The 26,171-nt window shown below is 62.6% G+C and carries 29 protein-coding genes and 2 tRNA genes; 21 read left to right on the top strand and 10 right to left on the bottom strand.

Features of this window, described 5'->3' with window-relative positions; translation table 11 throughout:
* Positions 1 to 53 precede the first annotated feature (53 nt).
* Positions 54 to 959 carry a sulfite exporter TauE/SafE family protein gene (locus tag MTX19_RS20710; RefSeq protein ID WP_280979067.1) on the top strand — a complete coding sequence of 302 codons (906 nt, stop codon included), beginning with the start codon at positions 54 to 56 and terminating at the stop codon, positions 957 to 959.
* Between the two features lie 20 nt (positions 960 to 979).
* On the opposite strand, the gene MTX19_RS20705 is transcribed toward MTX19_RS20710, so the two are convergent.
* Positions 980 to 2,212 (bottom strand): Zn-dependent hydrolase, encoded by a 1,233-nt coding sequence (locus MTX19_RS20705; RefSeq protein WP_280985440.1) that lies wholly within the window; start codon positions 2,210 to 2,212, stop codon positions 980 to 982.
* Between the two features lie 131 nt (positions 2,213 to 2,343).
* Here MTX19_RS20705 and MTX19_RS20700 point away from each other — a divergent pair, with 131 nt between their 5' ends.
* On the top strand, positions 2,344 to 2,694 hold the full coding sequence (locus tag MTX19_RS20700) for a hypothetical protein (protein ID WP_280979065.1): 351 nt from the start codon (positions 2,344 to 2,346) through the stop codon (positions 2,692 to 2,694).
* A gap of 11 nt (positions 2,695 to 2,705) precedes the next feature.
* On the opposite strand, the gene MTX19_RS20695 is transcribed toward MTX19_RS20700, so the two are convergent.
* Positions 2,706 to 2,858: a hypothetical protein gene (locus MTX19_RS20695; RefSeq protein WP_280979064.1), complete on the bottom strand. Its 153-nt coding sequence runs from the start codon at positions 2,856 to 2,858 to the stop codon at positions 2,706 to 2,708.
* Positions 2,859 to 3,143: 285 nt separating this feature from the next.
* Between MTX19_RS20695 and MTX19_RS20690 the strand changes: the two genes are divergently transcribed.
* The 6 genes from MTX19_RS20690 to MTX19_RS20665 all read left to right on the top strand — a co-directional run bounded on the left by MTX19_RS20690 (position 3,144) and on the right by MTX19_RS20665 (position 9,419).
* Positions 3,144 to 3,218, top strand: a tRNA-Glu gene (locus MTX19_RS20690).
* A gap of 345 nt (positions 3,219 to 3,563) precedes the next feature.
* On the top strand, positions 3,564 to 5,198 hold the full coding sequence (locus MTX19_RS20685; protein ID WP_280979063.1) for an NAD(P)/FAD-dependent oxidoreductase: 1,635 nt from the start codon (positions 3,564 to 3,566) through the stop codon (positions 5,196 to 5,198).
* Between the two features lie 81 nt (positions 5,199 to 5,279).
* A complete protein-coding gene (locus MTX19_RS20680; protein ID WP_280979062.1) occupies positions 5,280 to 6,473 on the top strand; it encodes a serine hydrolase domain-containing protein in 1,194 nt (397 codons plus the stop codon).
* A gap of 202 nt (positions 6,474 to 6,675) precedes the next feature.
* Positions 6,676 to 8,688: a sigma-54-dependent Fis family transcriptional regulator gene (locus tag MTX19_RS20675; protein WP_280985439.1), complete on the top strand. Its 2,013-nt coding sequence runs from the start codon at positions 6,676 to 6,678 to the stop codon at positions 8,686 to 8,688.
* Positions 8,689 to 8,884: 196 nt separating this feature from the next.
* On the top strand, positions 8,885 to 9,142 hold the full coding sequence (locus tag MTX19_RS20670) for a PilZ domain-containing protein (protein WP_280984845.1): 258 nt from the start codon (positions 8,885 to 8,887) through the stop codon (positions 9,140 to 9,142).
* A gap of 31 nt (positions 9,143 to 9,173) precedes the next feature.
* Positions 9,174 to 9,419, top strand: a complete 246-nt coding sequence (locus tag MTX19_RS20665; protein ID WP_280979060.1) for a hypothetical protein — start codon at positions 9,174 to 9,176, stop codon at positions 9,417 to 9,419.
* Between the two features lie 16 nt (positions 9,420 to 9,435).
* Here the strand turns inward: MTX19_RS20665 and MTX19_RS20660 are convergent, their stop codons facing one another.
* From MTX19_RS20660 to MTX19_RS20650, 3 genes are all read right to left on the bottom strand, one after another.
* On the bottom strand, positions 9,436 to 10,080 hold the full coding sequence (locus MTX19_RS20660) for a glutathione S-transferase family protein (RefSeq protein WP_280979059.1): 645 nt from the start codon (positions 10,078 to 10,080) through the stop codon (positions 9,436 to 9,438).
* Positions 10,081 to 10,358: 278 nt separating this feature from the next.
* Positions 10,359 to 10,811: a VOC family protein gene (locus MTX19_RS20655; RefSeq protein ID WP_280971733.1), complete on the bottom strand. Its 453-nt coding sequence runs from the start codon at positions 10,809 to 10,811 to the stop codon at positions 10,359 to 10,361.
* Positions 10,812 to 11,003: 192 nt separating this feature from the next.
* On the bottom strand, positions 11,004 to 11,177 hold the full coding sequence (locus tag MTX19_RS20650) for a hypothetical protein (RefSeq protein ID WP_280971732.1): 174 nt from the start codon (positions 11,175 to 11,177) through the stop codon (positions 11,004 to 11,006).
* A gap of 174 nt (positions 11,178 to 11,351) precedes the next feature.
* On the opposite strand from MTX19_RS20650, the gene MTX19_RS20645 reads away from it, so the two are divergent.
* On the top strand, positions 11,352 to 11,699 hold the full coding sequence (locus tag MTX19_RS20645; RefSeq protein WP_280979058.1) for a GrlR family regulatory protein: 348 nt from the start codon (positions 11,352 to 11,354) through the stop codon (positions 11,697 to 11,699).
* A gap of 725 nt (positions 11,700 to 12,424) precedes the next feature.
* Positions 12,425 to 12,736, top strand: a complete 312-nt coding sequence (locus MTX19_RS20640; protein ID WP_280979057.1) for a hypothetical protein — start codon at positions 12,425 to 12,427, stop codon at positions 12,734 to 12,736.
* Positions 12,737 to 12,918: 182 nt separating this feature from the next.
* On the opposite strand, the gene MTX19_RS20635 is transcribed toward MTX19_RS20640, so the two are convergent.
* Complete coding sequence (locus MTX19_RS20635) at positions 12,919 to 13,080, bottom strand: hypothetical protein (protein ID WP_280979056.1); 162 nt, start codon at positions 13,078 to 13,080, stop codon at positions 12,919 to 12,921.
* Between the two features lie 41 nt (positions 13,081 to 13,121).
* Between MTX19_RS20635 and MTX19_RS20630 the strand changes: the two genes are divergently transcribed.
* From MTX19_RS20630 to MTX19_RS20600, 7 genes are all read left to right on the top strand, one after another.
* Complete coding sequence (locus MTX19_RS20630; RefSeq protein WP_280979055.1) at positions 13,122 to 13,256, top strand: hypothetical protein; 135 nt, start codon at positions 13,122 to 13,124, stop codon at positions 13,254 to 13,256.
* A complete protein-coding gene (locus tag MTX19_RS20625) occupies positions 13,253 to 13,489 on the top strand; it encodes a hypothetical protein (protein WP_280979054.1) in 237 nt (78 codons plus the stop codon). Before MTX19_RS20630 ends, MTX19_RS20625 begins: the two co-directional genes overlap by 4 nt.
* Positions 13,490 to 13,566: 77 nt before the next feature.
* Positions 13,567 to 14,328, top strand: coding sequence for a Sir2 family NAD-dependent protein deacetylase (locus tag MTX19_RS20620; protein ID WP_280979053.1), 762 nt, complete (start codon positions 13,567 to 13,569; stop codon positions 14,326 to 14,328).
* A gap of 200 nt (positions 14,329 to 14,528) precedes the next feature.
* Complete coding sequence (locus MTX19_RS20615; RefSeq protein ID WP_280979052.1) at positions 14,529 to 15,194, top strand: cold-shock protein; 666 nt, start codon at positions 14,529 to 14,531, stop codon at positions 15,192 to 15,194.
* Between the two features lie 130 nt (positions 15,195 to 15,324).
* On the top strand, positions 15,325 to 15,804 hold the full coding sequence (locus MTX19_RS20610; RefSeq protein WP_280979051.1) for a DUF192 domain-containing protein: 480 nt from the start codon (positions 15,325 to 15,327) through the stop codon (positions 15,802 to 15,804).
* A 65-nt stretch (positions 15,805 to 15,869) separates the two neighbouring features.
* Positions 15,870 to 15,946: transfer RNA gene (locus tag MTX19_RS20605), tRNA-Pro, on the top strand.
* 440 nt (positions 15,947 to 16,386) lie between these two features.
* Complete coding sequence (locus MTX19_RS20600; RefSeq protein ID WP_280979050.1) at positions 16,387 to 17,163, top strand: cyclase family protein; 777 nt, start codon at positions 16,387 to 16,389, stop codon at positions 17,161 to 17,163.
* 326 nt (positions 17,164 to 17,489) lie between these two features.
* Here the strand turns inward: MTX19_RS20600 and MTX19_RS20595 are convergent, their stop codons facing one another.
* Entirely contained in the window at positions 17,490 to 17,762 is a 273-nt protein-coding gene (locus MTX19_RS20595; RefSeq protein ID WP_280979049.1) for a hypothetical protein, read from the bottom strand.
* Between the two features lie 354 nt (positions 17,763 to 18,116).
* Here MTX19_RS20595 and MTX19_RS20590 point away from each other — a divergent pair, with 354 nt between their 5' ends.
* Positions 18,117 to 19,940, top strand: a complete 1,824-nt coding sequence (locus tag MTX19_RS20590; RefSeq protein ID WP_280979048.1) for a carbamoyltransferase C-terminal domain-containing protein — start codon at positions 18,117 to 18,119, stop codon at positions 19,938 to 19,940.
* 305 nt (positions 19,941 to 20,245) lie between these two features.
* Here the strand turns inward: MTX19_RS20590 and MTX19_RS20585 are convergent, their stop codons facing one another.
* Entirely contained in the window at positions 20,246 to 21,412 is a 1,167-nt protein-coding gene (locus tag MTX19_RS20585) for an OpgC domain-containing protein (protein ID WP_280979047.1), read from the bottom strand.
* A gap of 224 nt (positions 21,413 to 21,636) precedes the next feature.
* On the opposite strand from MTX19_RS20585, the gene MTX19_RS20580 reads away from it, so the two are divergent.
* Positions 21,637 to 21,942, top strand: a complete 306-nt coding sequence (locus MTX19_RS20580) for an ETC complex I subunit (RefSeq protein ID WP_280979046.1) — start codon at positions 21,637 to 21,639, stop codon at positions 21,940 to 21,942.
* Positions 21,943 to 21,956: 14 nt separating this feature from the next.
* Here MTX19_RS20580 and MTX19_RS20575 read toward each other — a convergent pair whose 3' ends face one another.
* Positions 21,957 to 22,454 (bottom strand): Lrp/AsnC family transcriptional regulator, encoded by a 498-nt coding sequence (locus MTX19_RS20575; RefSeq protein WP_280979045.1) that lies wholly within the window; start codon positions 22,452 to 22,454, stop codon positions 21,957 to 21,959.
* A complete protein-coding gene (locus MTX19_RS20570; RefSeq protein ID WP_280979044.1) occupies positions 22,451 to 23,113 on the bottom strand; it encodes a TetR/AcrR family transcriptional regulator in 663 nt (220 codons plus the stop codon). Before MTX19_RS20570 ends, MTX19_RS20575 begins: the two co-directional genes overlap by 4 nt.
* Positions 23,114 to 23,307: 194 nt before the next feature.
* Here MTX19_RS20570 and MTX19_RS20565 point away from each other — a divergent pair, with 194 nt between their 5' ends.
* Positions 23,308 to 24,480 carry an isovaleryl-CoA dehydrogenase gene (locus MTX19_RS20565; protein WP_280979043.1) on the top strand — a complete coding sequence of 391 codons (1,173 nt, stop codon included), beginning with the start codon at positions 23,308 to 23,310 and terminating at the stop codon, positions 24,478 to 24,480.
* An 85-nt stretch (positions 24,481 to 24,565) separates the two neighbouring features.
* Positions 24,566 to 26,170 (top strand): carboxyl transferase domain-containing protein, encoded by a 1,605-nt coding sequence (locus MTX19_RS20560; protein ID WP_280979042.1) that lies wholly within the window; start codon positions 24,566 to 24,568, stop codon positions 26,168 to 26,170.
* The last annotated feature ends 1 nt before the right edge of the window (position 26,171 follow it).

Below are 26,171 nucleotides of genomic sequence, written 5' to 3'. Positions count from 1 at the left end.
CTATAATGCCGCGGAAAAACCGACTGTCGTCGCCGATACGGTAAAAGCCAAAGATGCCTTCGATTGATGCCGCTGTGATCGTTCTTGCCGTGATCGCTCTGCTTGCGGCCTTCGTAAACGGTGCGCTTGGCTACGGGTTTTCGTCCCTTACCGTGCCGGTCGCGCTCGTCTTCTACACGAATCGTATCCTCAATCCTGCCGTCGTTGTTGTCGAGGTCTTCGTCAATCTGTACGTTCTGTGCATCAATCTGAGCGGCGTTCCGGCCGTTTGGAGGCGCGTGCTGCCCATTCTCATCGGCATGCTGCCCGGCATCGCAATCGGAGCCTTTGCTCTGACTTCGCTGCAACCCGGCTGGACCAAATTCGCCACCTACTCGATTATTCTGCCGCTTATCCTGCTGCAGGCAGCCGGTTGGCGGAGGCCGATTCAGTCGAAATGGCTCGTCGGTTTGCCCTTTGGAACGACGCTCGGGATCCTGTACTCGGTAACGACCATCTCGGGACCGCCGCTAGCAATTCTGTTCAACAACCAGGGCCTCGTCAAAGATGAGTTTCGCGCCGGACTCGCACTGGTCCGGGTGGCGGAGTCCAGCCTGACTGCGATCGCGTACTACAGGCTCGGTCTGTTCATCGAGGAAAGCCGGAGCATCCTGTTCGTGCTCGTGCCCTGCGTTCTCGTCGGCATACCGCTCGGTGCCTATCTCATTCGACGGCTGGATGCCGAGACGTTTCGCCGGATATGTATGAGCTTTGATGGGTGGGTCGTGGGATTCGGTTTGTCTCGTGTCTTGATCGAACTGAACCTGATGGAGAGCCCGTGGGCCTACAGCGTCATGGCGGGCACGATCCTGATCGACGCCTATTTATTGTACGTCTTCTTCACCGTGCGAAGAGGGACCGTGAAGGGTTCGCAAGTGTTGGCTTCGCTGAGATCTGGCAACCGAGGCGGTCCGACCTGAGGGCCACGACCGTCAGGTGGCTAACGTGCCAACAGGCGCCGGCAGGCTTCGACAAAGACCTGCGCACCCATCACGATGTCGGCGTCCTCGGTGTTTTCGCTCCAGTGATGGCTGATGCCGCCGATCGACGGCACGAATAGCATGGCGGCCGGCATGATCGTGGCGAGGATCTGGGCGTCGTGTCCGGCGCCGCTCGGCATCCGGATCGACTGGCCGGCGGCGAAGGTCGCGCTGGCAGCTTCGATCGCGTCCTGGAATGCGCCGCTCATCATCGCGGGGGCGCCGGTTCTGATGCGTTCAACCTCGACGCTGCAACGGCCCTGCGCGGTGACGTCGGCCGCCATGCGATGCAGATGCTCCTCCAGGCGCGCAATCACCGCGGGATCGTCATCGCGGATCTGAAACAGCATCTCGGCGCGCCCGGGAATGATGCTTGGCGCGCCGGGATCGAGCGCGATGCGGCCGGTGGTCCAGACCGTACGCGGTCCGCACAGGGCAGGGAAGTTGTCGTCGATTGCCACGCAGAACCGCGCGAGCGCAAGGCCGGCATCCCTGCGGATCGCCATCCGCGTGGTGCCGGCATGGTTCTGCTCGCCGGTGAACGTGATCCGGTACTGCCAGATCCCGACGATGGAGGTGACAACGCCGATCTTGAGGACGCCGCTCTCGAGCGTATCGCCTTGCTCGATATGCGCCTCAAGATAGCCGATATGGCGGCCAGGCTCTGCCTGCAGGCGCGGGCGACCGGCGAGCCCTGCATCACGCAATGCCTGACGCATCGTGCGATCGCTGCTGCGGTCGCGCGCGGCGTCGATCTCGGCTTCGGTCACCGCACCGACGTAGGATCGGCTGCCGAGGAAGTGACCAAAATGTCCTTCCTCGTCGCACCAGGCTGCCACCTCGACGGCGCCTTTGACGCCCGGATCGGCGTTGATCACGCGCGCTGCCTCGAGCGCGTAGATGACGCCGAGCGGGCCATCGAGCCAGCCCGCATGGTTCTGGCTTTCGAGATGCGAACCGGCCAGCAGCTTCGATCCAGTCTTCGCGCTTGTGCCGAGAACGTTGCCGATGCCGTCGATCGTCGCGGTGAGGCCAGCCTCGGGCAGCCGCTGCGCGAGCCAGTGGAGGGAATGAATATGGGGTTCCGAAAACGTCGGTTTGTGCACGCCGGTCTTGTAAGCGCCGATTGAGCGGAGCGCGTTGAGGTCGGCGAGCACGCGCCTGCCATCGAAGCGACTGGTTATTTCAGGCATGATCGGACTCCGGCTGTTCCTTGCCCGCCTCAATGCGGTCTTCGTTTGATGTGACGATCGATCAATACGGCAAACGATTTCTTAGCGGTTCTGCTTTTAGGTCACAGTACGAATAGCGTGAGAGTTCGATCATGTCTTCAATCCGGAACTGGGTCGGCAAGGCCGCAGTGTTGCTCCTGCCGATCGCGCTCGGTGCCTGCGCGCAATATGCTCAATACGGCATGACGACCACGACACCGTCAGGGTCGGGTCCGCTTGCCTGGGACGGCGCTGGACGGGATCCGAACCTGCCACCGCCGCAGCGGCATGCACGGAACGCTTCGCCTGCCGCTGCGCAATCAAGCGGTGACCAACAGACCGCGGCTGCGGATGACGACGATCGGCTCGCACGGAAGCTTGTGATCTGCAGCACATGCATCAAGCCGCCGGCGCCGCCACCGAACGACCGTCAGGACGTGGCCAGTATCGCCAATCAGCGATAGGTGGCGACGCATCAGCCGAAACGGCGGTGCGCCGCCTCGTCGTCGGCAAACACCGGTGATGTCGAATAGGCCTTAGTTAGGCCACGATGTCGTTTGATGCGCAGGCGCATGAAATTTGGAAGAGCTGTTGTTCCCGCAGTCGTCGTCGCGCTTGCCGTCGCCATTTTGGTTCACGCCGGCACGCGGGCGCACGCGCATGTGCCACCGCATTGCGGCTTCTGGACCTCGATCGAGGCCGGATTGTCCTGCAGGTGACCAAATCGGCCTGCGGTTCAGACCGCTCAGAAGGAAGCGGGTAGAGGACGTGCCAGGCCGCTCTCGGGAAAACATCGTCTAGGTGCTTGCCCGGCCGACCAATCGCCACTATACGTTCGCCCGTCGCAGCCGGTGACCGGCAACGACCGATCCGGCGCTTCTCACGTATAACGTATTGATTTGCCGGGAGTTTTGCTCCCTTCGTCTATCGGTCAGGACGCCACCCTTTCACGGTGGAGAGAGCGGTTCGATTCCGCTAGGGAGCGCCACGACCGTCGCCTCCAGCTGTCTCCAGGATCCCGTACGCTACCGCACGATGACCAAAGCCGCGGGGCGCTCTTCGACGCAAGGGCCGCTGCCGCCGGGCTCATCGGTGTCGACCAGCGGCCGAGTGCGAATCGGGTGCGCGCTTCGCGAGACGCGTCCGGATTTCGGCCTCGCCGGCCTCCTCCGGTTCGAATTTCGAACGCCGAGCCGCATAGCCGGCAAACCATAAGCTTAACTATCGCAAGCACTTAGAACAGCTCATCAGGGTTGGCACACAACCTGCGTTTCTCACTCGCATCTCACGCCTTCGGCGGGAGGAGGACAACAAGCGAGATTGGGAGGAATGCATGAGTGAGAACAAGACCAATGGCGCGCGTCAGCACGAGGGTCTCGACGCGGTGGTGATTGGCACGGGCGTTGCCGGTCTTTACCAGCTCTACAAGTTGCGCGACGAGCAGGGTCTCAAGGTCAAGGCGTTCGACACGGCCACGGGCGTCGGCGGAACGTGGTACTGGAATCGCTATCCGGGCGCGCGCTTCGATTCCGAGGCCTACATCTACCAGTATCTGTTCTCGGAAGAGCTCTACAAGGGCTGGAGCTGGAGCGAACGCTTCCCCGGCCAGCCCGAGATTGAACGCTGGCTCAACTACGTCGCCGACAAGCTCGATCTGCGCAAGGACATCCGCTTCTCAACGACGATCACCTCCGCCGTCTACAACGAGGCGACGCAGCGCTGGACCATCACGACCGACAAGGGCGATGTGATCGACGCGCAGTTCCTGATCACCTGCTGCGGCATGCTGTCGGCGCCGCTGACATCCGTGTTTCCCGGACAGGAGACGTTCAAGGGCAAGCTCGTCCACACCGGCCGCTGGCCGAAGCAGGATCTCGATCTTGCCGGCAAGCGCGTCGGCGTCGTCGGTAACGGAGCGACCGGCATTCAGGTGATCCAGACGATCGCCGGCGACGTCGGCAGCCTGAAGGTGTTCGTGCGAACGCCGCAATACATCATCCCGATGAAGAATCCGAAATACGGTCCGAAGGAGGTCGAAGCCTACAAGGCGCGCTTCAAGGAATTCTGCGAGACGCTTCCCTACAGCTTCACCGGGTTCGAGTACGACTTCACCAACGGCAACTGGAAGGACCTGACGACCGAGCAACGTCATGCGGTGCTTGAAAAGATCTGGGACGAAGGCTCGCTGCGGCTGTGGCTTGCCTCGTTCTCAGAGATGTTCTTCGAGGAGGAGGTCAGCGAGGAGATCTCCGAATTCGTCCGCAAGAAGATGCGCGCCCGCCTCAAGGACCCGAAGCTGTGCGAGACGCTGATTCCGACCGACTACGGCTTCGGCACGCATCGCGTTCCACTCGAGACCAACTATCTCGAGGCCTATCACCGGCCGAATGTCGAGCTGGTCAGCGTGAAGAACAATCCGATCGAGCGGCTCACGCCCGACGGCATCAAGCTCGCCGACGGAACCGTGTACAACTTCGACGTGATCATCCTTGCGACCGGCTTCGACGCCGGCTCAGGCGCGCTCACCCGCATCGATATCCGCGGCCGCGACGGCCGCTCGCTGAAGGACGAATGGAGCCGCGATATTCGCACCACCATGGGGCTGCAGGTCCATGGCTATCCGAACATGTTCACGACCGGTGCGCCGCTGGCGCCCTCGACGGCCCTCTGCAACATGACGACGTGCTTGCAGCAGCAGGTCGAGTGGATCAGCGACTGCATTCGCTATCTCCGCAAGAACGAGCTGCGCGTCATCGAGCCAACGCGGGACACTCAAGATGCCTGGGTCGCCCATCACGACGAGATCGCGAACACGACCCTCGTGACCAAGACTCACTCCTGGTACATGGGCTCCAACGTCGAGGGCAAGCCGCGCCGCCTCCTGTCCTACATCGGCGGCGTCGGGACCTATCGCAAGAAGTGCGATGAAGTCGCCGCCGCCGGCTATCAGGGCTTCGCGAAGCAATAAGCACCGCGAGGGGCCGTGCGATCGATCGCGCGAGCGCGGCCCTCCTTTTTCATATTTCTCAAAATCAAACGGAGGAAACACATGTCCAGAGAATTCGCTGTAGACGCCGATGCAATCCTCAATGAGACGGTCACGAAGGGGCCGGGTGTCCCGGGCGTTGTCGCCATGGTGACGGACCGCAACGGCAACATCTACGAAGGCGCGGCAGGCAAGCGTCGGACCGACAAGCCGGACGCGATGACGACAGATACGAGCTTTGCCATCTTCTCGACAACCAAGGCGATCACCGGCACCGCCGCCCTTCAACTGATCGAAGAGGGCCGGCTCGACCTCGATGCTCCTGCCAGGAGATATGCGCCCGACATCGGCAAGCTGCAGGTGATCGACGGCTTCGACGCCAAGGGCCAGCCCAAGCTCCGCGCGCCGAAACGCGAAGTGACCACGCGCATGCTGCTGCTGCATATCGGCGGCTTCGGCTACGACTTCTTCAACGAGAACTATTTGCGCCTGGCGACCGAGCACGGACAGCCGAGCGTGATCACCGCGTCCAAGGCCTCGATCATGACGCCGCTCCTGTTCGATCCCGGCTCAAAGTGGGAGTATGGAACGAACATCGATTGGGTCGGTCAGGTCGTCGAGGGCATCACCGGCAAGCGGCTCGGCGAAGTCTTCGCCGAGCGGATCTTCAAGCCGCTCGGAATGGCGAACACGACGTTCGAGATCAACGATGCCGTGCGCAGCAAGCTCGCCGGCATGCATGCCCGCAACGCCGATGGCTCGCTCACGCCGATGGACTTCGAATTGCCCTCGAATCCCGAGGTCCATATGGGCGGGCACGGCCTCTACAGCACGGTCGGCGACTACATGCGCTTCATTCGGATGTGGCTGAACGACGGCAATGGCCCGCACGGCCGGGTGCTCAAACCGGAGACCGTGAACATGGCAGAAAAGAACCACCTCGGGGATCTCAAGGTGACCGCGCTGCCGGGCGTGATCAAGTCGCTCTCCAACGATGCCGAGTTCTTCCCGGGCCAGTCGAAATCGTGGTCGTTCACGTTCATGGTCAATGACGAGGAGGCCCCGACGGGCCGGCCGGCCGGCGCGCTCGGCTGGGCGGGACTTGCGAACCTGTTCTACTGGATCGACCGGCAGAATGGCTTCGGCGGCTATTGGGCGACCCAGATTCTGCCATTTGGCGATCCGGCTTCGTTCACCGGCTATATGCGTTTCGAGACGGCCTTCTACGACACGCTGCACCGACGCAAGGCCGCCTAAGCGCCTTGTCAGGCCAGGACAATCGGCGCGCCTTTGGGCTTCGCGGCTTTCGCAGTGCGGCCGGAGGCGCGCCAAAGTTGCGCCTTGATTCCGGTTGTCAGTTGCGCGGTGGCTTGGAATGGTTTCAAAATCAGGCGATAAAGCTCGGGGTCCCCTAACAACCAGAAGATCTTGGACCACTCAGCGCGTCAAAGGAGGAAGCGTGTTGGGTCAGACGCCAGAGGAAGCCTTTGCGAATCCAGATATTGAACGCGACGTCCTGACAAGCTGGGAACGCTTCATGTCCGGGACCGGTGCCGGCGGGCAGGTCGTTCGGCCCGCGATCAATGATTCCTGGCGGCGGAGCCAGCAATCGGCCGTGGACTACCGGCGCAGCCAGGCTCCGTTGCCGATGAATGACGAACGGCTACACCGCCTGCTCGACAAGCGTACCCGCCTGGTCCATGCCGGCGCTTCGACCATGGCGCTGGCGCGCGACTACATGCTCGAAACCGGCACAGTGATGGTGCTGACCGATGTCGATGGCATCGTGTTGCGCCTGGAGGGCGATACCAGGCTTGCCTTGCGTAACGCGGTGGAGAAGACCCACCTGTTGCCCGGCAGCAATTGGAGCGAGACGACCTGCGGCACCAACGCGATCGGCACGGCGCTGGAAACCGGCCAGGCCATCCAGGTGCATGCGACTGAACATTTCTGCTCTGGCATCCAGCGCTGGACCTGCTCGGCCTCGGTCATTCGCGACCCGATCGACGGCGCTGTCATCGGGGCCATCGATATTTCTGGGCTGTCCGATTCCTACGGACGACAGGCCCTCGCGCTGGCGATTTCGGCGGCGGCGCGGATCGAGGCCCAGTTGCTCCAGATGGAGATGGACGCGCGCTATCGGCTTCTCGACCAGTGCTTCTGGATGCTGCCTGCCACGGACCGGCACCACACCGTGTTGTTCGATAGCGCCGGGCGCCCCTTCAAGGCCAATGGCGAGATGGCGCAGATCATGCGCGATCTCGGCGCGCCGCGGTGCCAGCCCGACTTTCCTCAGCTCGGGACCAGCGATGATCGGCCTTGGGGGACCTCACGCCCGGCCTGGATCAAGGAGGAGTGGCTGCGGCCGGTGGTCTACCAGGGTGAACACCTTGGCACAGTCATGGTGGCGCCAAAGCCGGCGGCGAACAGGACCTGCCTGCCGCTCGCGCGCGAGGGGTCGAAGGCATTCGTCAACGTCGTTCACGGCAATGCGAAGATGCATGCGGTGGTCGAGACATGCCGTCGCGTCGCCGCGAGTTCCGCTCCCGTCCTGCTGCTTGGCGAGACCGGCGTCGGCAAGGAGATCTTTGCGCAAGGCATCCACGCGGCGTCGCCTCGACGCGACCGTCCCTTCGTCGTCGTCAATTGCGGCAGCGTCTCGCGCGAGCTGCTTGCCAGCGAGCTCTTCGGCTATGTGGACGGCGCTTTCACCGGCGCGCGTCGCGGCGGCTCCGCCGGGAAGATCGAAGCCGCTTCGGGCGGAAGTCTCTTCCTCGACGAAATTGGCGAATTGCCGCTCGACCTCCAGCCGATGTTGCTGCGGGCTTTGGAGAATGGCGAGATCAACCGCATCGGCGAAACCACGACGCGCAAGGTGGACTTCCGGCTTGTCGCCGCGACGAACCGCGACCTGCAAATCGAGGTCGACGAACGGCGTTTCCGCAAGGACCTTTACTACAGGCTGGCAGTGGTCCCGATCATCGTGCCTCCGCTGCGGGAGCGGGCGGATGATATTCCGATGCTGGTCGAACACTTCGTCGCTCAGGCCAGGACTCGCTATGGCATCAGTGATTGCCGTTTTGCACCGGAGAGCATCGCGCGTCTGCAAGGCCATGACTGGCCCGGCAACGTCCGAGAGCTGCGCAATCTCGTCGAGAGCCTGATGCTGACCGGGCGGGGCGAGGTGATCGAAGTTTCGGACCTGCCCGATCTCATCTGCCGGAGGGAATTGCGCACCGGAGGTGAACAGGGTCTGTCGTTGGCCGAGTCGTCTGAACGCGATCTCATCGCAGGCACGCTGCGATCGCTCAATGGCAATGTGGCAGCCACCGCATCCGCGCTCGGTCTCGCCAAGAGCACCGTGTACGCTAAGCTGCGCCGCTACGGCATTCGTCCCGATCTGGGCTCCGGGGCGCAGGCCCATGCATGCACGGAAAGTATACAGCAATCTCAATTACATAAGAATTCGTAGATTTGTTCTGGGTGGCGCGCCACGGCGCAATCGAAAATTCCTGCAAATTCAGAGGATTGTCGCGGACTCCTCCAACCGGCATCGATTGGCGAAAGCACTGGCGCGAGTCCCGATCCGTCGATCGCTGCAATTCGCCGCGATTTCGCAACCGTTTGTAAAGTGACCGGGGTTAGGGCTGAGGTTTGGGGATGACGTGATGGTGTTCGGAACAAAAAAGCGCGAAGTGCGCAAATCGCTGCGCCGAGCCGGTTGGATCACCCTCGATGGCGGGTTTGCCGCGCGACCCTGCGTCGTCGAGGATATGTCGTCCTCGGGCGCAAAGGTCACGGTCGACGACAACAACACGCTGCCGGCCAAGCTACGGCTGGCGTTTTCGCGCGACGCCCGCACCGGTCGGGCGTGCGAAGTGGTTTGGCAGGACGGCAAGACGTTCGGCGTCAAATTCGTCAGCTAGCCGCGATCGGCGACGCGCGGTAAAAGGCCGAATGCGGAAAACATGCTTCGTCATCATCGCCGTCCTGCTTCCGGCTGCCGCGCTCGCGCAGCAGAGCAACGGACGGAAACTTCAGACGCCGCCTGATGCCTGGAAGACTTTGCCGTCGAAAAGCACGACGCGGAGCAATCCCTGCGCATCGTTCGGACCGGGCTTCGTCAAGGTGGAAGGCAGCGACACCTGCGTGAAGCTCGGCGGCGGCATCAGCGTGGGCGGTGGAATGTCAACCGGGCGGTGAGCGGCCTTTGTCCTCGCTATGACATCGGTGGTGCGACGAAGCGGATGAAGCCGGGCCGTTGCCCGAGCTCGCCGAACCAGCGCTCGAGGTTGGGTAGCTTCGGCTTGACGACGCCTTCGACGCCCAGCCAGCGCCGCGCAAAAACGCTGAGCGCGATGTCGGCGATCGTGAACTGATCGCCTTCGATGAAGCGGCGGCTTGCGACCTGGGCCTCGACAACCCGCCACACCACGCCTTCTGCATCAACGTCTTTTTGGATCTGCACCATGTCGCGCTTTTCCGGCGGCGTGCGCACCAGCGCCCAGAACACCGGACGGTCGGCCGGCTGCATCGTCGACAGGCTCCAGTCGAGCCAGCGGTCGACGGCGGCGCGCGTCTTGGGCGCTTGCGGATAAATCGGCGAGCCCTGGCCGTAGGCCATGCAAAGATAGCGCATTACCGAATTGGATTCCCAGAGCACATAGTCGCCGTCGACCAGCGTCGGGATACGACCATTCGGATTCATCGCGAGATATTCGGGCTGATCGTTCTTGCCGAACTGCATGCCGGCGTCGATGCGCTGATAGGGCAGGTCGAGCTCGGCGAGGGACCACAGTACTTTCTGCACATTGACCGAATTGGCCCGGCCCCAGATCGTCAGTTGTGACTTGCTGTCGCTCACGCGCTCTCTCCCGCAGTTGTCCTCGGCCTGCGTTCTTAGCGCAGCCGCTTGCGAAATGCGCGGGATGAATTGTACCAGGAGCAATAAATCGAGGCGCTGGTGCCAGAGCGTGCGGATACGCGCATTTAGGATGTTGGAAGCTCTGAGAGTGAGAGTCCGATCCTGAACAGCGAGTAGCCGTCGCGATCGACGGCTTCGCGGACGGAAAGGGCGCGTCCGCCTTCACCACCAGGCGGTAGGCGGGATGGCGGACGTGCATGAGGAATTTGTACAAGGACCTACCAGTGGCCGGTATTCGGCATCGAGGTCCACGGCTCCGCCGGCGGCTTCGGATCGCCCTTCTGCAGCAGCTCAATCGAATGCAGGTCGGGCGAGCGCACGAACGCCATGTTGCCGTCGCGCGGCGGCCGGTTGATGGTGACACCCATCTTCATCAGCTTCTCGCAGGTCGCGTAGATATCGTCGACCTCATAGGCGAGGTGACCGAAATAGCGGTCCTCGCCGTATTTCTCCTCGTCCCAGTTGTAGGTGAGTTCGACCAGTGGCGCGCCGCGCGTCTGCGGCAGCGCCTTGAGCAAATGCTGGTCCTCGGGCGCGCAAAGGAACACCAGCGTGAAGCGCCCCTTGTCATTGTCGATGCGGCGCACTTCCTTGAGGCCCAGAGCGTCCTGATAGAATTTCAGCGCCGTATCGAGGTTGCGGACGCGCAGCATGGTGTGGAGATAGCGCATGGTTGGGCTCCCTGGAGTTTTCCGGAGATGGTTTTGGTTGAATGGTTCGTGCCCTCAATAGCAGCAAAACGCCCGCTGCGGCAGGGTGCTATCCAGCCGGTTCGGCATGTGTGGGGTCACGATTTGGATAGGCCGCGCTGCGACACAGACTGACGCGTGCCGGGTTGCGGCAGGTCACGCCTTGATATCAGGTCACGCCTTGATATCGAGGATGGTTTCCACGGCGTCGCGGTCGGCCTTGTTCTTGGCGGCGAACACGTCCAGCACGTCCTCGCTGACAATGCGAGGCTCGGCCTTCGCCGTCTGGTCGGCGACGAGTTGCACTCTGGCTCGTGTGACTTCGACAGGCACCGGATAGATGAGCATGGCTCTTCCTCCCGCCCGACCTTGCCTGCGCCTTCTTAACGAATTGTGAATAAATTCTGACGGGATACCTTGGTCTCCGGATCTGTCGGGTGAGCCAAATCGCGACATGAGGCCGCTCGCGGATCACCCCGGTTCGCGCAATAATGCTGCAGCGAGAGGCAAGCGGCGCGACGGATGAAGAACGGGCTTTACTCGGTTCACATGCATATGACCGACGGCGTAAGGGGGCGCGACAGCGGCATCCTGATCTTACGCGATGGCCTCCTCATCGGCGGCGGTCCTTATTTCTGGTCGATCGGCGCCTACACGGTCGGTGACGGGACCTGGAAGGGACATCTCAGCACCAGCCAGCACACGCCGTTGCCGGATCCGTTCGTGCGGCCGCTGGCCGGCGGGCGGGAGGTCCATAGCGGCTTCTCGGGCACGTTCGGGGAGGACGGCGCGGATGCATTCGGCACCGTGCTGGTGGGAACACGCAGCCTGAGTTTTCGGGCTACTCTGAAGTGGTTGGCGGAGGTCTGACGTCGGGGGCGTGGCGAATGCGGCGCGCGGGCGAATGGGGTGTGGATATGTGCGCAGCAAGATCACGCATTTGCTTGATAAATTCGATTATCACCCCTGTGGATTTGCTGCGGATAACCGCTGAGTAAGCGGTGGACGATTTTGGCATTTGCCAAAGTGCCGGCCTTGGCCAGCGGACCCCGTTCCGTACTGCTGCAGCTTGTGGCGGCGTTGTGCTGCTATGGCGGCCATGATGCCGACATCTCACATTGCGGATTGGTCAACCGACACGAGTTGGCGTCGGGCTAATGTTCCGCGCAATCGTCGTGGTGATCAGTTTCTGGCTTTGGCCGAGGCCGGAAGGTGACGCGTCTTAGTGACGGCGAGCAGGCTGGCGCATGCCCCGGCTGGGCCGCAGAAGCCCAATTAGCGCCGCCGCCGATCGCTCAATCAGGCAGCTTTCCATTCGGATGCTTGTGATACATCGCAATGCCGATGAAGCCGGCAAAGCCCATCACGTTGAGCAGAAGTTCCATCCACGCCGGCATGATGCCAACCCTGACTTATTCCCACCTTCTAACCCCAAGGTTGTCTTTTTGTTCATGCACTAACTGATGGTAGCCCTGCGCAATCGCATGGCTATGGAACCCGGTCGTTCGTGTCGACGCCCCGACCTGCAACCAACGCTGTCCGCTTGCGTTAATTTATCAGGCGTTAATTTGTCAGATCATGTGAGGAGGTTGCGCATGAAAAAGGCATTGGCTGTTCTGGCGACGGTCGCGACGGTTGGCGCGACCATGGTCAGCGCGCCAGCGCAGGCGCGCCATATCGGGATTGGGCCTGGCCTGGCCTTCGGCCTGGCTGCCGGCGCTATCGCTGCGGGCGTGGCGGGCGCTTACGGCCCCTACTACGGGCCGGCTTACTATCCCGGGTACTATTATGGGCCGCGCTATTACGGCTACTATGAGCCGGGACCCTACGCCTATTATGGCGGGTACTACGGCAGGCCGTACTATCGACACCATTATTGGCACCACTATTGGCACCACTATTGGTAACGGCCAAAGCCCGGAGCAGATCGCTCCGGGCTTTTTCAGCTCCGCATCGGCGCGCAATCCGCCGGGATGCGACATCGCGTTTCGGCGTCTCTTGTCAGCGTGATCTGCGCACTTAGGATGCGTCCATGTCGCGAGAGGACGCAGCGGCACACGACTTGGATATTGCGTGACGTCGCACGATATCACGCCGTCTCGCGTTGAAACCCGCTCCAGACATTGCCCAGCGTGTTGGCGTAGTATTCCTGACGATCGCGCTCGAACTTCTGCTGCGTCGCCCGGAAGCTGGCAACGCGTGCGGCAATCTCCTCGCGCTCACGCGCGATCGCGTCTTCCTTCTCGGTCATTGCCCATCCTCTCCGTGGTGCCGCCCCCGAGGCGCATAGGCATGGGCGATCTTGGCGTGAGTGCGGAGCGGGCGGTGCAGGATTATGATCAACCGATGGCGGTGGATAAGGCGCACGCCGCCATGTCGCTCGCCGGGCTTCCCGTTAGCCAAAAGGAAAACGGGAGGCCGCAATGACAAAGATCGATCTGGACGCACTGAGCATCGAAGAACTCGCAAGCCTGCGCGATCACGCCACCGAAAAGCTGTACGAAAAGGTTGCCGCACAGCAGGCCGAGCTCGAAGCCGAGCTTTCGCGGCTCTCGCAATATGCGAAGCCGGTGAAGAAGGCGCCGGCGGCCCCCGTTGCCAAAATCAGGAAGAGGGAGGAGGAGAGCGCTCCGAAGGAGCAGGCGGCCAAGGCCGCTTGAGCGAGGACTCCATCGCGTGCCGATCTCGCAACCGATCGGACCGTGCTATAGTGGAGTGACAAACCGGATCATTTCGCGTGATTGCAAAGGACCTGCGGAGCGGCGTCGAGCAACTCGGCAACATGATTGCCGAGGCATCCACCATCGTTCCGTTTACCGGCGCCGGCATCTCCACCGAGTGCGGCATTCCCGATTTCCGTTCGCCGGGCGGGATCTGGACCCGCAACCGGCCGATCCCGTTCGACGAATTCGTTGCGAGCCGGGACGCTCGCGATGAATCCTGGCGGCGCCGTTTTGCGATGGAACCGACCTTTGCGGCAGCCAGGCCCGGCCGAGGGCATCGGGCACTTGCTTCGCTCTATCGGGCTGGAAAGGTTCCTGGCGTCATCACCCAGAACATCGACAATCTGCATCAGGCGTCGGGCTTCAAGGCCGACGACGTCATCGAGTTGCACGGCAACACGACCTACGCTCGCTGCATTGGCTGCAGCAAGGCCTACGATCTCCCGTGGGTGAAACAGCTCTTCGACACGACCGGCAGCGCACCCGACTGCGCGGACTGCGGCGATCCCGTCAAGACCGCGACGATTTCGTTCGGACAGGCAATGCCCGAGGACGCGATGCTCCGCGCGACGGAACTCTCCCAGCATTGTGATCTGTTTCTCGCGGTCGGATCATCACTCGTGGTGTGGCCGGCCGCGGGCTTTCCGATGATGGCGAAGAACTGCGGCGCGAGGCTCGTGATCATCAACAATGAGCCGACCGATCAGGACGACATTGCCGATCTCGTGATCCGCCACGACATCGGCGAGACGCTCGGTCCGTTCGTGGGCAACTGATGGCCATTTGATTCGTGGCTGTGCAAGCCTGTTCATAGTTCCCGGCAAATTGGTTTTTTAGCTATGCGCGGCAGGCGGGAGTGTTATCTTTTGATTCGAGAGATTCGCGCAGCGCTCTCGTGAGTTGGTCATGGATAGCCGCGTGTTCAGGCGTCGCCGTAACGACGGCAAATTGCAATTGATGTGTGGGGTCCGGGGTCATGGGGTCGGACGGATTTGAGTCCAAGAAGCTCGGCGGACCGCCGGTGAGCGGAAGCGGGCAGAACAGACTTGGATCAGGCGAGTACGCAAGCGGCGCGCCGCGCGATCCGGCGATCGATGCATTCTCCGGTCTTGGCGACGCTGCCGCCAACCTCGTCGAAATCTCCGGCGTCATCAAATGGTTCGACGCCTCGAAGGGCTACGGCTTCATCGTTCCCGACAATGGCTGGCCCGACGTCCTGCTGCACGTGACGGTGCTGCGGCGCGACGGCTATCAGACCGCCTATGAAGGGGCGCGCCTCGTTGTCGAATGCGTGCAGCGCGCGAAGGGCTATCAGGCCTTCCGCATCGTCTCCATGGATGAGTCGACCGCGATCCATCCGGCGCAGATGCTGCCGCCGCGGACGCACGTGACCGTCACGCCGACCAGCGGGCTCGAACGCGCGCAGGTCAAGTGGTTCAACCGGCTGCGCGGCTTCGGCTTCCTGACCTGCGGGGAAGGGACGCCGGATATCTTCGTCCACATGGAAACGCTGCGTCGCTTCGGCATGACCGAGCTCCGCCCCGGCCAGTATGTGCTGGTGCGGTTCGGGCCCGGCTCCAAGGGCATGATGGCCGCCGAGATCCATCCCGAGAGCGGCCCGTCTGCGCTGTCGTCGCACTAGCCTTAACGCCACTCCGCGAGAGCGCCTGACGGAAACGTGAGCCGCCGGGCTGCCCCCAAGGCTCTGGCATTTGCCGCGATCGTCGGGTTAGGGTCCGCCCGGACAACCTCCCCGACGTGAGTATTTATCGATGAATTTTGCTTCGTTTGCCGGGCGGCTGCGCCCTTTGCTAGTGGCCGCACTCGTCATCCTGTTCGGCGCGCTGGCTGGCCCGAGGGCACAGGCCGCAACTTTCGAGCCGCTTGAGATCGTCACCAAGTCGGGTGTTCACGTCTTCTCGGTCGAACTGGCGACCACGGAGCGGGAGAAGGAAACCGGCCTGATGTACCGGAAGGAGCTGGCCGACGGCAAAGGCATGCTGTTCGACTTCTCGCCGGAGCAGGAGGTGTCGATGTGGATGAAGAACACCTATATCCCGCTTGACATGATCTTCATTCGCGCCGATGGCCGCATCCTGCGGATCGCCGAGAACACCGAGCCGCTGTCGACGAAGATCATTCCGTCGCGGGGGCTCGCGAAGGGCGTCCTGGAGGTGATCGCGGGGACCGCGCAGAAGTACGGCATCCAGCCGGGCGACCGGGTGGCGCATCCCCTGTTCAACGGCCGCTGAAAGACCCGACGCGGTGCCTTGCTGGCGCCGACTTATGCGTGTATCGACAGGTCTCTCGGAAATGTCGGGGTATAGCGCAGCCTGGTAGCGCGGCAGTTTTGGGTACTGCAGGTCGTTGGTTCGAATCCAGCTGCCCCGACCATTCACCCTATCTCATTGCGATCGCCCGGACCCTCCCGGAGCGGCCAGGGGTGCCCCCGTGCAGAGTTGCTGCCAGCCCTCGAGGAGAACCTCGCTCGGCGGGGCAGGACTTCGGCCGGCGGCAATCGGGACCGAAGGGCCAGCACAGCCGGCATGATCATAAGCCAGAGATTGCATCGTGGAATGCATCAGCGCCGCCTGGACGTAGTATGTTCGTCCAGGCGGGCGCCGCACGAAAGACTGGGCCCTCAAATCCCCAGCACTCATCAGTCGTGCCTGCCGCCCCGAAGGTTCAAGGGCAGGCAGCGGCGTTCGCAGCGGCTTGGCTTGCACGCTGACCTGCGGCGCGCGTTATCCGGGTCGAGCGGATGTGGCTTGCCGATCGCGCGAACGGGCTGGCAGGGTAGAGCGGCCCGACGAGAACAATCAGCGAGGACCGCCATGGCGCGCACACTGATCGATATCTCCGTTCCCCTGCAGAATGACGTTCCGGCCGATCCGCCCGGTAACCACCCGACTATTCAATACATCGACCACCAGCAGGGCCTGCCCCGCATGTTGCAGTTCTTCGAGGGATTGAAGGCCGAGGATCTGCCGGACGGGCAGGGCTGGGCCGTTGAGCAGGTCTCGCTCTCCACCCACAACGGCACGCATCTCGATGCACCCTGGCATTTCCATCCGACCATGAACCGCGGCGAGCGGTCCTGGACCATCGATGAGGTGCCGCTGGAATGGTGCTTCCAGCCGGGCGTGAAGCTCGACTTCCGGCACCTGCCGGATGGTTACGTCGCGACCGCGAAGGATGTTGAGACCGAGCTCAAGCGCATCGGCCACACGCTGTCGCCGCTGGAGATCGTCGTCGTCAACACCAGTGCCGGCGCCAAATACGGTCGCCCCGACTACGTCAATTCGGGCTGCGGCATGGGCTACGAGGCGACGATGTATCTGCTCGAGCGGGGTGTGCGGCTGACCGGCATCGACGGCTGGAGCTGGGATGCGCCGTTCGTTTACACCGCGAAGAAATACGCCGAGACGAAGGACGCCAGTCTGATCTGGGAAGGTCACAAGGCTGGGCGGCACATCGGCTACTGTCACATCGAGAAGCTGCACAATCTCGAGCAGCTTCCGTCCACCGGATTCATGGTGTCGTGCTTCCCTGTGAAGATCGAGCGCGCGTCGGCGGGATGGACGAGGGCGGTTGCGATCCTCGATGGCTAGGCTCGCTCGGTTCCAGTCGCATTGTCCCCGCGGAACCCTGGCGCGCCGATCATTCCAGCCGATTGTTGCCTCAGGGCTACAGCTTTAGACAGCTAGATGCGGCTTTAATACACGCAGTGGTCGTAAGCGCATTCGATGACGGAGCAGGCAGTTCGTCGTCGATTTCATCGCTTCCGCAGTTCTCTCCCGTGGACTGGAGCCCCGGTGTCCATCCGGGGCTCTTTCTTGCCCGGCAGCGGAAATCTCCTGGCACAAAAAATCAGGTGCGCCGGAACCGGCGCACCTGATGTCGTGTTGTGGGTTCGTTTGCGCGGGACCGGAGGTTGTTACCACCGGCAAACGCGAACGCCGCGCGGGGTCCACCAGCAACGGGGACCGGGCCGGTAGAAACCGTACCCGCGGGGATAGTAGCCACGGCCGCGATACCAGCCGCCGCGATAACCCCAGCCGCCGCGATAGCCCCAACCGCGTCCGCGCCATTGCGCCTGTGCCGGCGTGGTCGTCGCACCCAACAGAATGGCGGACGAACTCGCGACATAGACGAACAGCAAAGCGACCGCCGCAAGGCAGCGCGTCAGGACATTGTAGCGTTTCGTCATTCGAGAATCTCCGGATCACTTCCAGACATCAGCACCGATGCTGGCTGTCTTGCTTAGACGCGCGACACCGACATCGGTTCGGATGCGCTAAGACAATATCTTCACTAACGTTCTTACGAGCTTTGTGAGCCTATTGAGACGAACAGGTCGGGTCAAGTTACAGTGCTGTTTGCGATGGATGATCATGTTGCTGCGTTCATCATGTCGTTCATCTGCCGTTCATTCTGTTCATCTTGATCTGCATCGATTGGATTTGTGCGCCGCAGAATTGGAGACAAGGAATCCGCGCCGAGAACTTGAAGTCGACACGATCGTAATCTGTGAACATCGCGAGCCGCCCTCCGAAGAGTGTCCATGCCCAAACAACACACCTACGTCCTTGGTCTCAACAGCTACGACCATGATGTGAGCGCCTGCTTGCTGCGCGACGGCGCCATCGCATTCGCGATCTCCAAGGAACGGATCACGCGGGAGAAGCATGCATCCGGGTTCTACAAGGAGGTGATCGACTATTGCCTCGGGGCCGAGGGCATCACGCTCGACGATGTCGATCTCGTCGTGCGCAACAGCTACATCCTGCCGGTGCCGGAGATGGAAGAGCGGCTGGTCCATCAGGATATGTCGGGTTTCCTGCCGATCGCCGAGCGGAACGAGGCGATGAAGCACCCGCTGTTTCGCTCCGGATCCGACAAGGTGGTGTCGATCTCGCATCACCTCGCGCACGCTTACAGCGCGTTCGCGGTGTCGCCGTTCCGGGATGGTGCGGTGATGATCGTCGATGGTGTCGGCAGCTATCGCGCCGATGCGATGGAATCTTATCCTTCCGACGATGGCGGCAGCCCGCTGGCGCGCGAATCCGAGAGCTACTACAGGTTCGACGACGTCAGGCTGGAATGCCTGAAGAAGGTCTTCATGGAGCCGGCCCGTGGCCTGCTGAGCGACGAATTCTACAACATGCCGGGCCTCGGCGCGCTCTACAGTCGTGTCTCGACCTATGTGTTCGGCGACTGGAACAAGTGCGGCGAGTTGATGGGGCTTGCGCCCTACGGGCGCCGCGAGCAGGTCGGCCACTTGCTCGAGATGACGGATGGTAAGCTGAAAGTGCCGTTCTGGACTGCCGAGAACCAGCAGCCCTATGTGCTCGACAGCGGCAGCTGGGAGAAGAGCCCGGCGATGCGGCACTGGGAGGACATCGCCTGGCGTGTGCAGGATGATACCGAGAACGTGCTGCTGGCGCGTGCGCGCTGGCTGCGCGAGACCACGGGCGCCAAGAACCTCTGTATCGCCGGTGGCGTTGCGCTGAATTGCGTGGCGAACGGACGCATCGCGCGAGAGGCGGGCTTCGAGAACATCTGGATCCAGCCGGCCGCCGGCGACGATGGCATCGCCATCGGCTGCGCCTATTATGGCTGGCTCGAGATCCTCAAGCAGCGGCGCTGTTTCGTGATGGACCACGCCTATGTCGGCAGGCCCTACGGCGACAACGAGGTGGCCGCGGCGCTGCAGAACTTCCTGGTCCGCGTCCAGATCGATGCCAGGCGCAGCGACAACATCTGCCGCGACACCGCTAGGCTGCTCGCCGATCAGCGCGTGATCGGCTGGTTTCAGGGGCGGTCGGAGTTCGGTCCGCGCGCGCTCGGCAACCGCAGCCTGCTCGCCGATCCGCGCCGGGCCGAAATGAAGGACATCCTCAACAGCCGGGTCAAGCACCGGCAGGCGTTTCGTCCGTTCGCGCCGATCGTGCTCGCGGAGCGCATGAAGGAGGTTTTCGAGGGAGAGGAAGACTCGCCCTTCATGCTGATCGCAAAACCGGTGCGGCCGGAATGGCGCGACAGGATTCCAGGGGTCGTGCACGTCGACGGCTCGGCGCGAGTCCAGAGTGTGCGGGAGGCGACCAACCCGATGCTTTACCGCCTCTTGAAGGAGTTCGAGGCGCTGACCGGCGTGCCGGTGCTGATCAACACCTCCTTCAACGTCAAGGGCGAGCCGATCATCGAGACGCCTGAGGACGCCGTGAACTGCTTCCTCACCACAGGCATCGATCACCTCGTGCTGCACGATGCGTTGATTTCGAAGAACAAGATGCACAAGGTCGTTGCGCCGGTCATGAGGACGTTTGGCGACGTCACAACTATCGTCGCGACGACGGCCCCGCCGGAGGGCGGACGCGCCGGCTGATCACGCTCCGCGCGCATCACACGAGGGCGGAGAGCGAGGGCTATCCAGAAGCGCGCGGCTCCATGCCGCGCCCAGCGCGCAGCGATCGTGATCAGGAGCTGCGGCGAAGAAGCCGCGTCCATGGCAAATTCCGCGCCGTGCAACATGGCCTCGATTTGTTGCGCGGGTGAACATCGATGGCTGCCAGTGCGCCAGCCGTCGAATATAGCTGGACCGCCACCTGGGACGCGTTCTCGTCAAAAGGCAGGTGGCGGAGCGGCCAGCCGGGCGGCAAGGGGCGGCCGCCGGGCAAGTGACGACGACAGTCAACCCGCCTTGGCTGGCGCCGGCGGCTTGGCGGGGGCCGGCGGCTTGACCGGCTTGTCCTGCCGCTTCGACCAGGAGATGTAATAGGCGACGATCGTCATGATCGCGATGCCGGAGATGCTGACGAAGATCTGGGCGAACAGCGAGCCCGAGCTCATCGACAGCTCGAAATGGCCGACGAAGGACAGGAACACGCCGACGCAGAACACCGCGAGAGATTGCTGGCCGCACACGATCAGCGGGTCGAACATCTTCCACTCCAGCGCCTCCCAGTCCTTCGGAATGAAGCGGATTACCAGCACCACGATCACCGCGAAGTGCAGGAAGCGATAGGGCGCGAGGTTGGTTTTGTCGTTCGGGTTGAAGGCCGAATAGAGCCAGTCCGGGAACATCGCGCCGAACTCGGGGAATCGCCCGGCCATGGTCATGATCAGCCCGAAGATCAGATAGGCGATGCAGAACCAGAGCGTGTAGCGCGAGTTGATGATGTGCATGTTCCGGCGCGCGCCGCCGAGCGCGCACCACGATCCGAACACGAACAGCACCTGCCAGCAGAACGGATTGAAGTACCAGGTCCCGGCCGGGTAGGCCGGCAGGTTCCAGCCCATATGCCGCGACACCAGCCACAGCACCAGCGAGGCCAGCATGGTCCAGTTCGGCTGCCGCAGCATGAACCACAGCACCGGCGGGAACAGCCCCATCAGCACGATGTAGAGCGGCAGCACGTCGAGGTTAACCGGCTTGAACTTGAGGAACAGGCCCTGCCGCAACGTCTCGGTCGCGTTGTCGACGAGGCCCGCGACGTTGAACTCGTTGATCATCTCGGAATCGCCGAAACGCAGCGCGAGATAGCTGATCGAAGCGATGTAGATCACGAACAGGATGATGTGGGCGACATAAAGTTGCCAGACGCGCTTGGTCAGCCGCGTGGCGCCGACGATGAAGCCCCGCTCCAGCATCATGCGGGCATAGACGAAGGATGCTGTGTAGCCGGAGATGAAGACGAAGAGGTCAGCGGCGTCGCTGAACCCGTAATTCCGCGTCGTGATCCAGTTCACGACATTGTCGGGGATGTGGTCGAGATAGATCGCCCAGTTCGCGATTCCCCGGAACAGGTCGAGCCGGAGGTCACGTCCTTTTTCGGGCAGGGTGGCGTGGATTTCCATGGGCCGCTTCTTCGAGGTGACGCTTTCGAGAAGGCCGCGCTGCCGGCCGCGGGAAGCCCCGAGGCCCAGATTGTCACAGCGCGGTAGAATGACTATATCGGTCCGGCGAAGGTAACATCCGGGATGGGGAATCACCGATCACATCGCTGAGCGGTGTCTCTATACTATCCCGGCGGTTTCCTCCATTCGCTTCATGTTGCATATCCCACGAGGCCCGACCATCCATGACCGCACGCATTTTTAAGCCCGCCAAAAACGCGATGCAATCGGGACGCGCCACGGCCAAGGACTGGCAACTGGATTACGAGCCGGAGCAGCCGCGCACCGTGGAGCCGCTGATGGGCTGGACCTCGTCCACCGACATGAAGCAGCAGCTCTCGCTCCGGTTCGAGACCAAGGAAGAAGCGGTCGCCTATTGCGAGCGCAAGGGCATCGCCTACCAGGTGATCGAGCCGCAGGCATCGGCGCCTCGCCAGATCGCCTATGCCGACAATTTCGCGTTCCGCCGCTGGGAGCCCTGGACTCACTAGGGCCATTCCGGAGATTAGGTCGCCGGGCTTGGAGCGGCCAGGCTGCCGGGGATCGGCAACGGCGCGTCTTTCGAGACGCCGAGGACCGGAAAGCTTCTGATTTTGCGAACATTCGGCAGGCTTGCGAACTGCAGGAGCTGCTGACGCATGTCGTTGACATCAGGTGCGACGCATTTGAGCATGAAATCGGCGTCGCCCGAGATCCGCCAGCACTGCAGAAACCGCGGCACCGCCGCCACGGCGGCCTCAAACGCCTCGATCGCCGAAAGCGTCTGGCTCTCGAGCTGGATCAGGACGAAGGTCGTGACTTCATAGCCAAGCATCCGTTCGTCGAGGGTCGCGCGGACGGCCCGGATCACCCCGCGGCTGCGCAGCGCCCTGACCCGGCGGAGACAGGGTGGGGCGGTGATGCCGACGCGGGCTGCGAGTTCGTTGATCCTGATCCGGCCGTCGTTCTGCAGTTCGGACAGGATCCTGAGGTCGATGTCATCGAACTGTTGGCGTTCTGTCACGGGCGCTCACCCGCCACAGCGCTGCGGAGACCCTCGCTGCTCCTGCGCACTTCGCCCGCTTCAGCCGGCGCTGCGCCGACACCTGACAGCACGAGCTTCTCATGCGCTGCGACGATCGCCTCCTTCGTCAACCGGCCTCCGGGGCGATACCAGGTGCAAAGCCCGGTCAGGAGCGCGATGATCGCAAAGGTCGCGACCTGGATGTCGACGACCTCAAAGACGCCTTCGGACACCCCGTCGGTGAGGATCTGGGCCAGCCGCTGCTCGTAGGCGCCGCGCAGCGCCACAACGGCCTCATAGTTCTTCGGCTCGAGACTGCGCAGCTCGGAATTGGCGATGAAGACCTCGCGTTTCCGCGTCATGTGGTAGGTGACGTGGAAGGCGACGAAGGCACGCAGCTTTTCGACTGGATCGGCCTTTCCGTCGAGCGCATGATCGAGCTGGCGCAGGAGATCGTTGATATGGTCCTGCACCAGGTCGAACAACAGATCCTGCTTGGTGCTGATATGATTGTAGAGCGAGCCGGCCTGGATGCCGACCTCGGCGGCGAGCTGGCGCAGGCTCATCGCCTCATAGCCGTGCTCGTAGATCAGGCGCACGCCGGCCTTGCGGATCGCCTCCAGCGTCTTGGGACCGTGTGAGCCGATCGTGCGTGCCATCGAAGCCTCGGATGGGTGTTGGCTTGCAGCGGATATCTCGGAAACAAGCGAACGACCGTATGTTTATTGCACAAAATCCTAGCAGATTCAATGTGCTGCTGGGTTCGTTTGCAAACCATAGCACGATGGCTTGCGAAGCCAATAAAAAAACGTATGATCGTTTAATTGCAGAATGAATCTCTAAGGGAGGGATCATGGCCTCGAACCAGGCGGCAATGTTCAATTTCGACCTCGGCGAGACCGCGGATGCGATCCGCGAGACGGTGCATGATTTCGCGACCAACGAGATCGCGCCGCGGGCGGCCGAGATCGATCGCTCCAACCAGTTTCCGCGCGACCTTTGGCCGAAGCTCGGCGCGCTGGGCCTGCACGGCATTACGGTCGAGGAGGAGTATGGCGGCTCGGGCCTCGGCTATCTCGAGCATTGCGTCGCGCTGGAAGAGATCTCGCGGGCATCCGCGTCGGTTGGCCTGTCCTACGGCGCGCATTCCAACCTCTGCGTCAACCAGATCCGCCGCAATGGCAACGAGACGCAGAAGCGCAAGTATCTGCCGAAGCTGATCTCGGGCGAGCATGTCGGCTCACTCGCGATGTCGGAGCCCTCGGCCGGCTCGGACGTGGTCTCGATGAAGACCCGCGCCGAGAAGAAGGGCGACCGCTTCGTGCTGAACGGCAACAAGATGTGGATCACCAACGGGCCCGTCGCCGATACGCTTGTGGTCTATGCCAAGACCGATCCGAATGCCGGGCCGCGCGGCATCACCGCTTTCATCATCGAAAAGGGCATGAAGGGCTTTTCCACCGCGCAGAAGCTCGACAAGCTCGGCATGCGCGGCTCAGACACCTGCGAACTGGTGTTCGAGGATTGCGAGGTGCCGCAGGAGAACGTGCTTGGCGAGCTCGGCCGCGGCGTCAATGTGTTGATGTCCGGCCTCGACTATGAGCGCGCGGTGCTGGCTGCCGGTCCGATCGGTATCATGCAGGCCTGCATGGATGTGGTGCTGCCTTATGTTCACGAGCGCAAGCAGTTCGGCGAGCCGATCGGCGAGTTCCAGCTGGTGCAGGGCAAGATCGCCGACATGTACACCACGATGAACGCCTCGCGCGCCTACGTCTATGCGGTGGCCAAGGCCTGCGACCGCGGCGAGACCACGCGCGAGGATGCCGCCGGCGCGATCCTCTACGCCGCCGAGAAGGCCACCCAATGCGCACTGGATGCGATCCAGCTCCTGGGCGGCAACGGCTACATCAACGACTATCCGACCGGCCGCCTGTTGCGCGACGCCAAGCTCTATGAGATCGGCGCCGGCACCAGCGAGATCCGTCGCATGCTGATCGGCCGCGAGCTGTTCACCAAGACGGCGTGAAGATCCACAGTCTATCGCGCCGCCCGGCGCGATGATCTATTTTGCGCAAGTCCTGACGGTATCACCAACGAGACGTGCAACGCATATGCTGCTTCATTCGACGATCGATCCGACATCCCAAGAATTTGCGCATAACGCCGAGGTGATGCGTGGCCTGGTCGCGGAGCTCCGCGACAAGCTCGATCAAGTTGCCGGCGGCGGGGGCGAGACCTCGCGCAAGCGCCACACCTCGCGCGGCAAGATGTTGGCACGCGATCGCGTCGATCTTCTGATCGATCCCGGCACGGCATTCCTGGAACTGTCGCCGCTGGCCGCCAATGGTGTCTATGGCGGCGACGTGCATTCGGCGAGCATTGTCACCGGCATCGGACGCATTGCTGGGCGCGAATGCATCATCGTCGCCAACGACGCCACGATCAAGGGCGGGACCTACTACCCGATGACGGTGAAGAAGCATCTCCGCGCCCAGGACATCGCGCGGCAGAACAATCTGCCCTGCGTCTACATGGTGGATTCCGGCGGCGCGTTCCTGCCGCTGCAGGACGAGATCTTCCCCGATGAGCGGCATTTCGGGCGCATCTTCTACAATCAGGCCCAGATGTCTGCAGCCGGCATTCCGCAGATCGCGATCGTGATGGGCTCCTGCACCGCGGGCGGCGCCTATGTGCCGGCGATGTCGGACGAGAGCATCATCGTGCGCAACCAGGGCACCATCTTCCTCGGCGGTCCGCCGCTGGTGAAGGCTGCGACCGGCGAGGTCGTCACGGCCGAGGAACTGGGTGGCGCCGATGTTCATTCGCGGCACTCCGGCGTCACGGATCACTACGCGCAGAACGATGCCCATGCGATCGGGATCGCCCGGCGCATCGTGGGGACGCTGAAGCAGCCGACGAAGGCGCCGCTCAATATGCGCACCCCCCAGGAGCCGCTGTTTCCGGCTGAGGAAATCTACGGTGTTGTGTCTGCCGATGGGCGCAAGCCGTTCGACGTGCACGACATCATCGCGCGGATCGTCGACGGCTCCGAATTCGACGAGTTCAAGAGGCTCTACGGTACCACGCTGATTTGCGGTTTCGCCCATATCTGGGGCTATCCGGTCGGCATCATCGCCAACAACGGCATCCTGTTCAGCGAGAGTTCGCTGAAGGGCGCGCACTTCATCGAGCTGTGTTGCCAGCGCGGCATTCCGCTGGTGTTCCTGCAGAACATCACCGGCTTCATGGTCGGCAAGAAGTACGAGGCCGGCGGCATCGCCCGTGACGGCGCCAAGCTGGTGACCGCGGTAGCCACCGCCGGCGTGCCGAAATTCACCGTCGTGATCGGCGGCTCCTACGGGGCCGGCAATTACGGCATGTGCGGCCGCGCCTACAGCCCACGCTTCCTCTGGCTCTGGCCCAATGCCCGCATCTCCGTGATGGGCGGCGAGCAGGCCTCCATGGTGCTGAGCCAGGTCCGCCGCGACAATATCGAGGCCAAGGGCGAGACCTGGTCGGCGGAAGAGGAGGAGAAATTCCGCGCTCCCATTCGCGCCCAGTATGAGAGCCAGGGCAATCCCTATTACGCCACCGCGCGGCTGTGGGACGACGGCGTGATCGATCCCGCCGATACCCGCTTGGTGCTCGGGCTCGGGCTGTCGGCCGCCGTCAATGCGCCGATCGAGCCGACGAAGTTTGGCCTGTTCAGGATGTGAC

Origin of the sequence: Bradyrhizobium sp. ISRA464 (genome assembly GCF_029910095.1) — a bacterium.
In the GTDB taxonomy this organism is placed as follows: domain Bacteria; phylum Pseudomonadota; class Alphaproteobacteria; order Rhizobiales; family Xanthobacteraceae; genus Bradyrhizobium.
The sequence above is the reverse complement of the archived record's forward strand: the minus strand, read 5'-3'. Positions and strand labels throughout refer to the sequence as shown.

Excerpts from the sequence above, each read along its gene's own strand:
- MTX19_RS20630 (WP_280979055.1), top strand. The coding sequence starts at position 13,122 with ATGGGCGATCTTGGCGTGAGTGCGGAGCGGGCGGTGCAGGATTATGAT.
- MTX19_RS20665 (WP_280979060.1), top strand. The coding sequence starts at position 9,174 with ATGCGGAAAACATGCTTCGTCATCATCGCCGTCCTGCTTCCGGCTGCC.
- MTX19_RS20645 (WP_280979058.1), top strand. The coding sequence starts at position 11,352 with ATGAAGAACGGGCTTTACTCGGTTCACATGCATATGACCGACGGCGTA.
- MTX19_RS20595 (WP_280979049.1), bottom strand. The coding sequence starts at position 17,762 with ATGACGAAACGCTACAATGTCCTGACGCGCTGCCTTGCGGCGGTCGCT.
- MTX19_RS20625 (WP_280979054.1), top strand. The coding sequence starts at position 13,253 with ATGACAAAGATCGATCTGGACGCACTGAGCATCGAAGAACTCGCAAGC.
- MTX19_RS20695 (WP_280979064.1), bottom strand. The coding sequence starts at position 2,858 with ATGGCGACGGCAAGCGCGACGACGACTGCGGGAACAACAGCTCTTCCA.
- MTX19_RS20600 (WP_280979050.1), top strand. The coding sequence starts at position 16,387 with ATGGCGCGCACACTGATCGATATCTCCGTTCCCCTGCAGAATGACGTT.
- MTX19_RS20615 (WP_280979052.1), top strand. The coding sequence starts at position 14,529 with ATGGGGTCGGACGGATTTGAGTCCAAGAAGCTCGGCGGACCGCCGGTG.
- MTX19_RS20585 (WP_280979047.1), bottom strand. The coding sequence starts at position 21,412 with ATGGAAATCCACGCCACCCTGCCCGAAAAAGGACGTGACCTCCGGCTC.
- MTX19_RS20635 (WP_280979056.1), bottom strand. The coding sequence starts at position 13,080 with ATGACCGAGAAGGAAGACGCGATCGCGCGTGAGCGCGAGGAGATTGCC.
- MTX19_RS20640 (WP_280979057.1), top strand. The coding sequence starts at position 12,425 with ATGAAAAAGGCATTGGCTGTTCTGGCGACGGTCGCGACGGTTGGCGCG.
- MTX19_RS20670 (WP_280984845.1), top strand. The coding sequence starts at position 8,885 with ATGGTGTTCGGAACAAAAAAGCGCGAAGTGCGCAAATCGCTGCGCCGA.
- MTX19_RS20570 (WP_280979044.1), bottom strand. The coding sequence starts at position 23,113 with ATGGCACGCACGATCGGCTCACACGGTCCCAAGACGCTGGAGGCGATC.
- MTX19_RS20680 (WP_280979062.1), top strand. The coding sequence starts at position 5,280 with ATGTCCAGAGAATTCGCTGTAGACGCCGATGCAATCCTCAATGAGACG.
- MTX19_RS20655 (WP_280971733.1), bottom strand. The coding sequence starts at position 10,811 with ATGCGCTATCTCCACACCATGCTGCGCGTCCGCAACCTCGATACGGCG.
- MTX19_RS20610 (WP_280979051.1), top strand. The coding sequence starts at position 15,325 with ATGAATTTTGCTTCGTTTGCCGGGCGGCTGCGCCCTTTGCTAGTGGCC.
- MTX19_RS20705 (WP_280985440.1), bottom strand. The coding sequence starts at position 2,212 with ATGCCTGAAATAACCAGTCGCTTCGATGGCAGGCGCGTGCTCGCCGAC.
- MTX19_RS20710 (WP_280979067.1), top strand. The coding sequence starts at position 54 with ATGCCTTCGATTGATGCCGCTGTGATCGTTCTTGCCGTGATCGCTCTG.
- MTX19_RS20685 (WP_280979063.1), top strand. The coding sequence starts at position 3,564 with ATGAGTGAGAACAAGACCAATGGCGCGCGTCAGCACGAGGGTCTCGAC.
- MTX19_RS20700 (WP_280979065.1), top strand. The coding sequence starts at position 2,344 with ATGTCTTCAATCCGGAACTGGGTCGGCAAGGCCGCAGTGTTGCTCCTG.
- MTX19_RS20650 (WP_280971732.1), bottom strand. The coding sequence starts at position 11,177 with ATGCTCATCTATCCGGTGCCTGTCGAAGTCACACGAGCCAGAGTGCAA.
- MTX19_RS20565 (WP_280979043.1), top strand. The coding sequence starts at position 23,308 with ATGGCCTCGAACCAGGCGGCAATGTTCAATTTCGACCTCGGCGAGACC.
- MTX19_RS20590 (WP_280979048.1), top strand. The coding sequence starts at position 18,117 with ATGCCCAAACAACACACCTACGTCCTTGGTCTCAACAGCTACGACCAT.
- MTX19_RS20580 (WP_280979046.1), top strand. The coding sequence starts at position 21,637 with ATGACCGCACGCATTTTTAAGCCCGCCAAAAACGCGATGCAATCGGGA.
- MTX19_RS20560 (WP_280979042.1), top strand. The coding sequence starts at position 24,566 with ATGCTGCTTCATTCGACGATCGATCCGACATCCCAAGAATTTGCGCAT.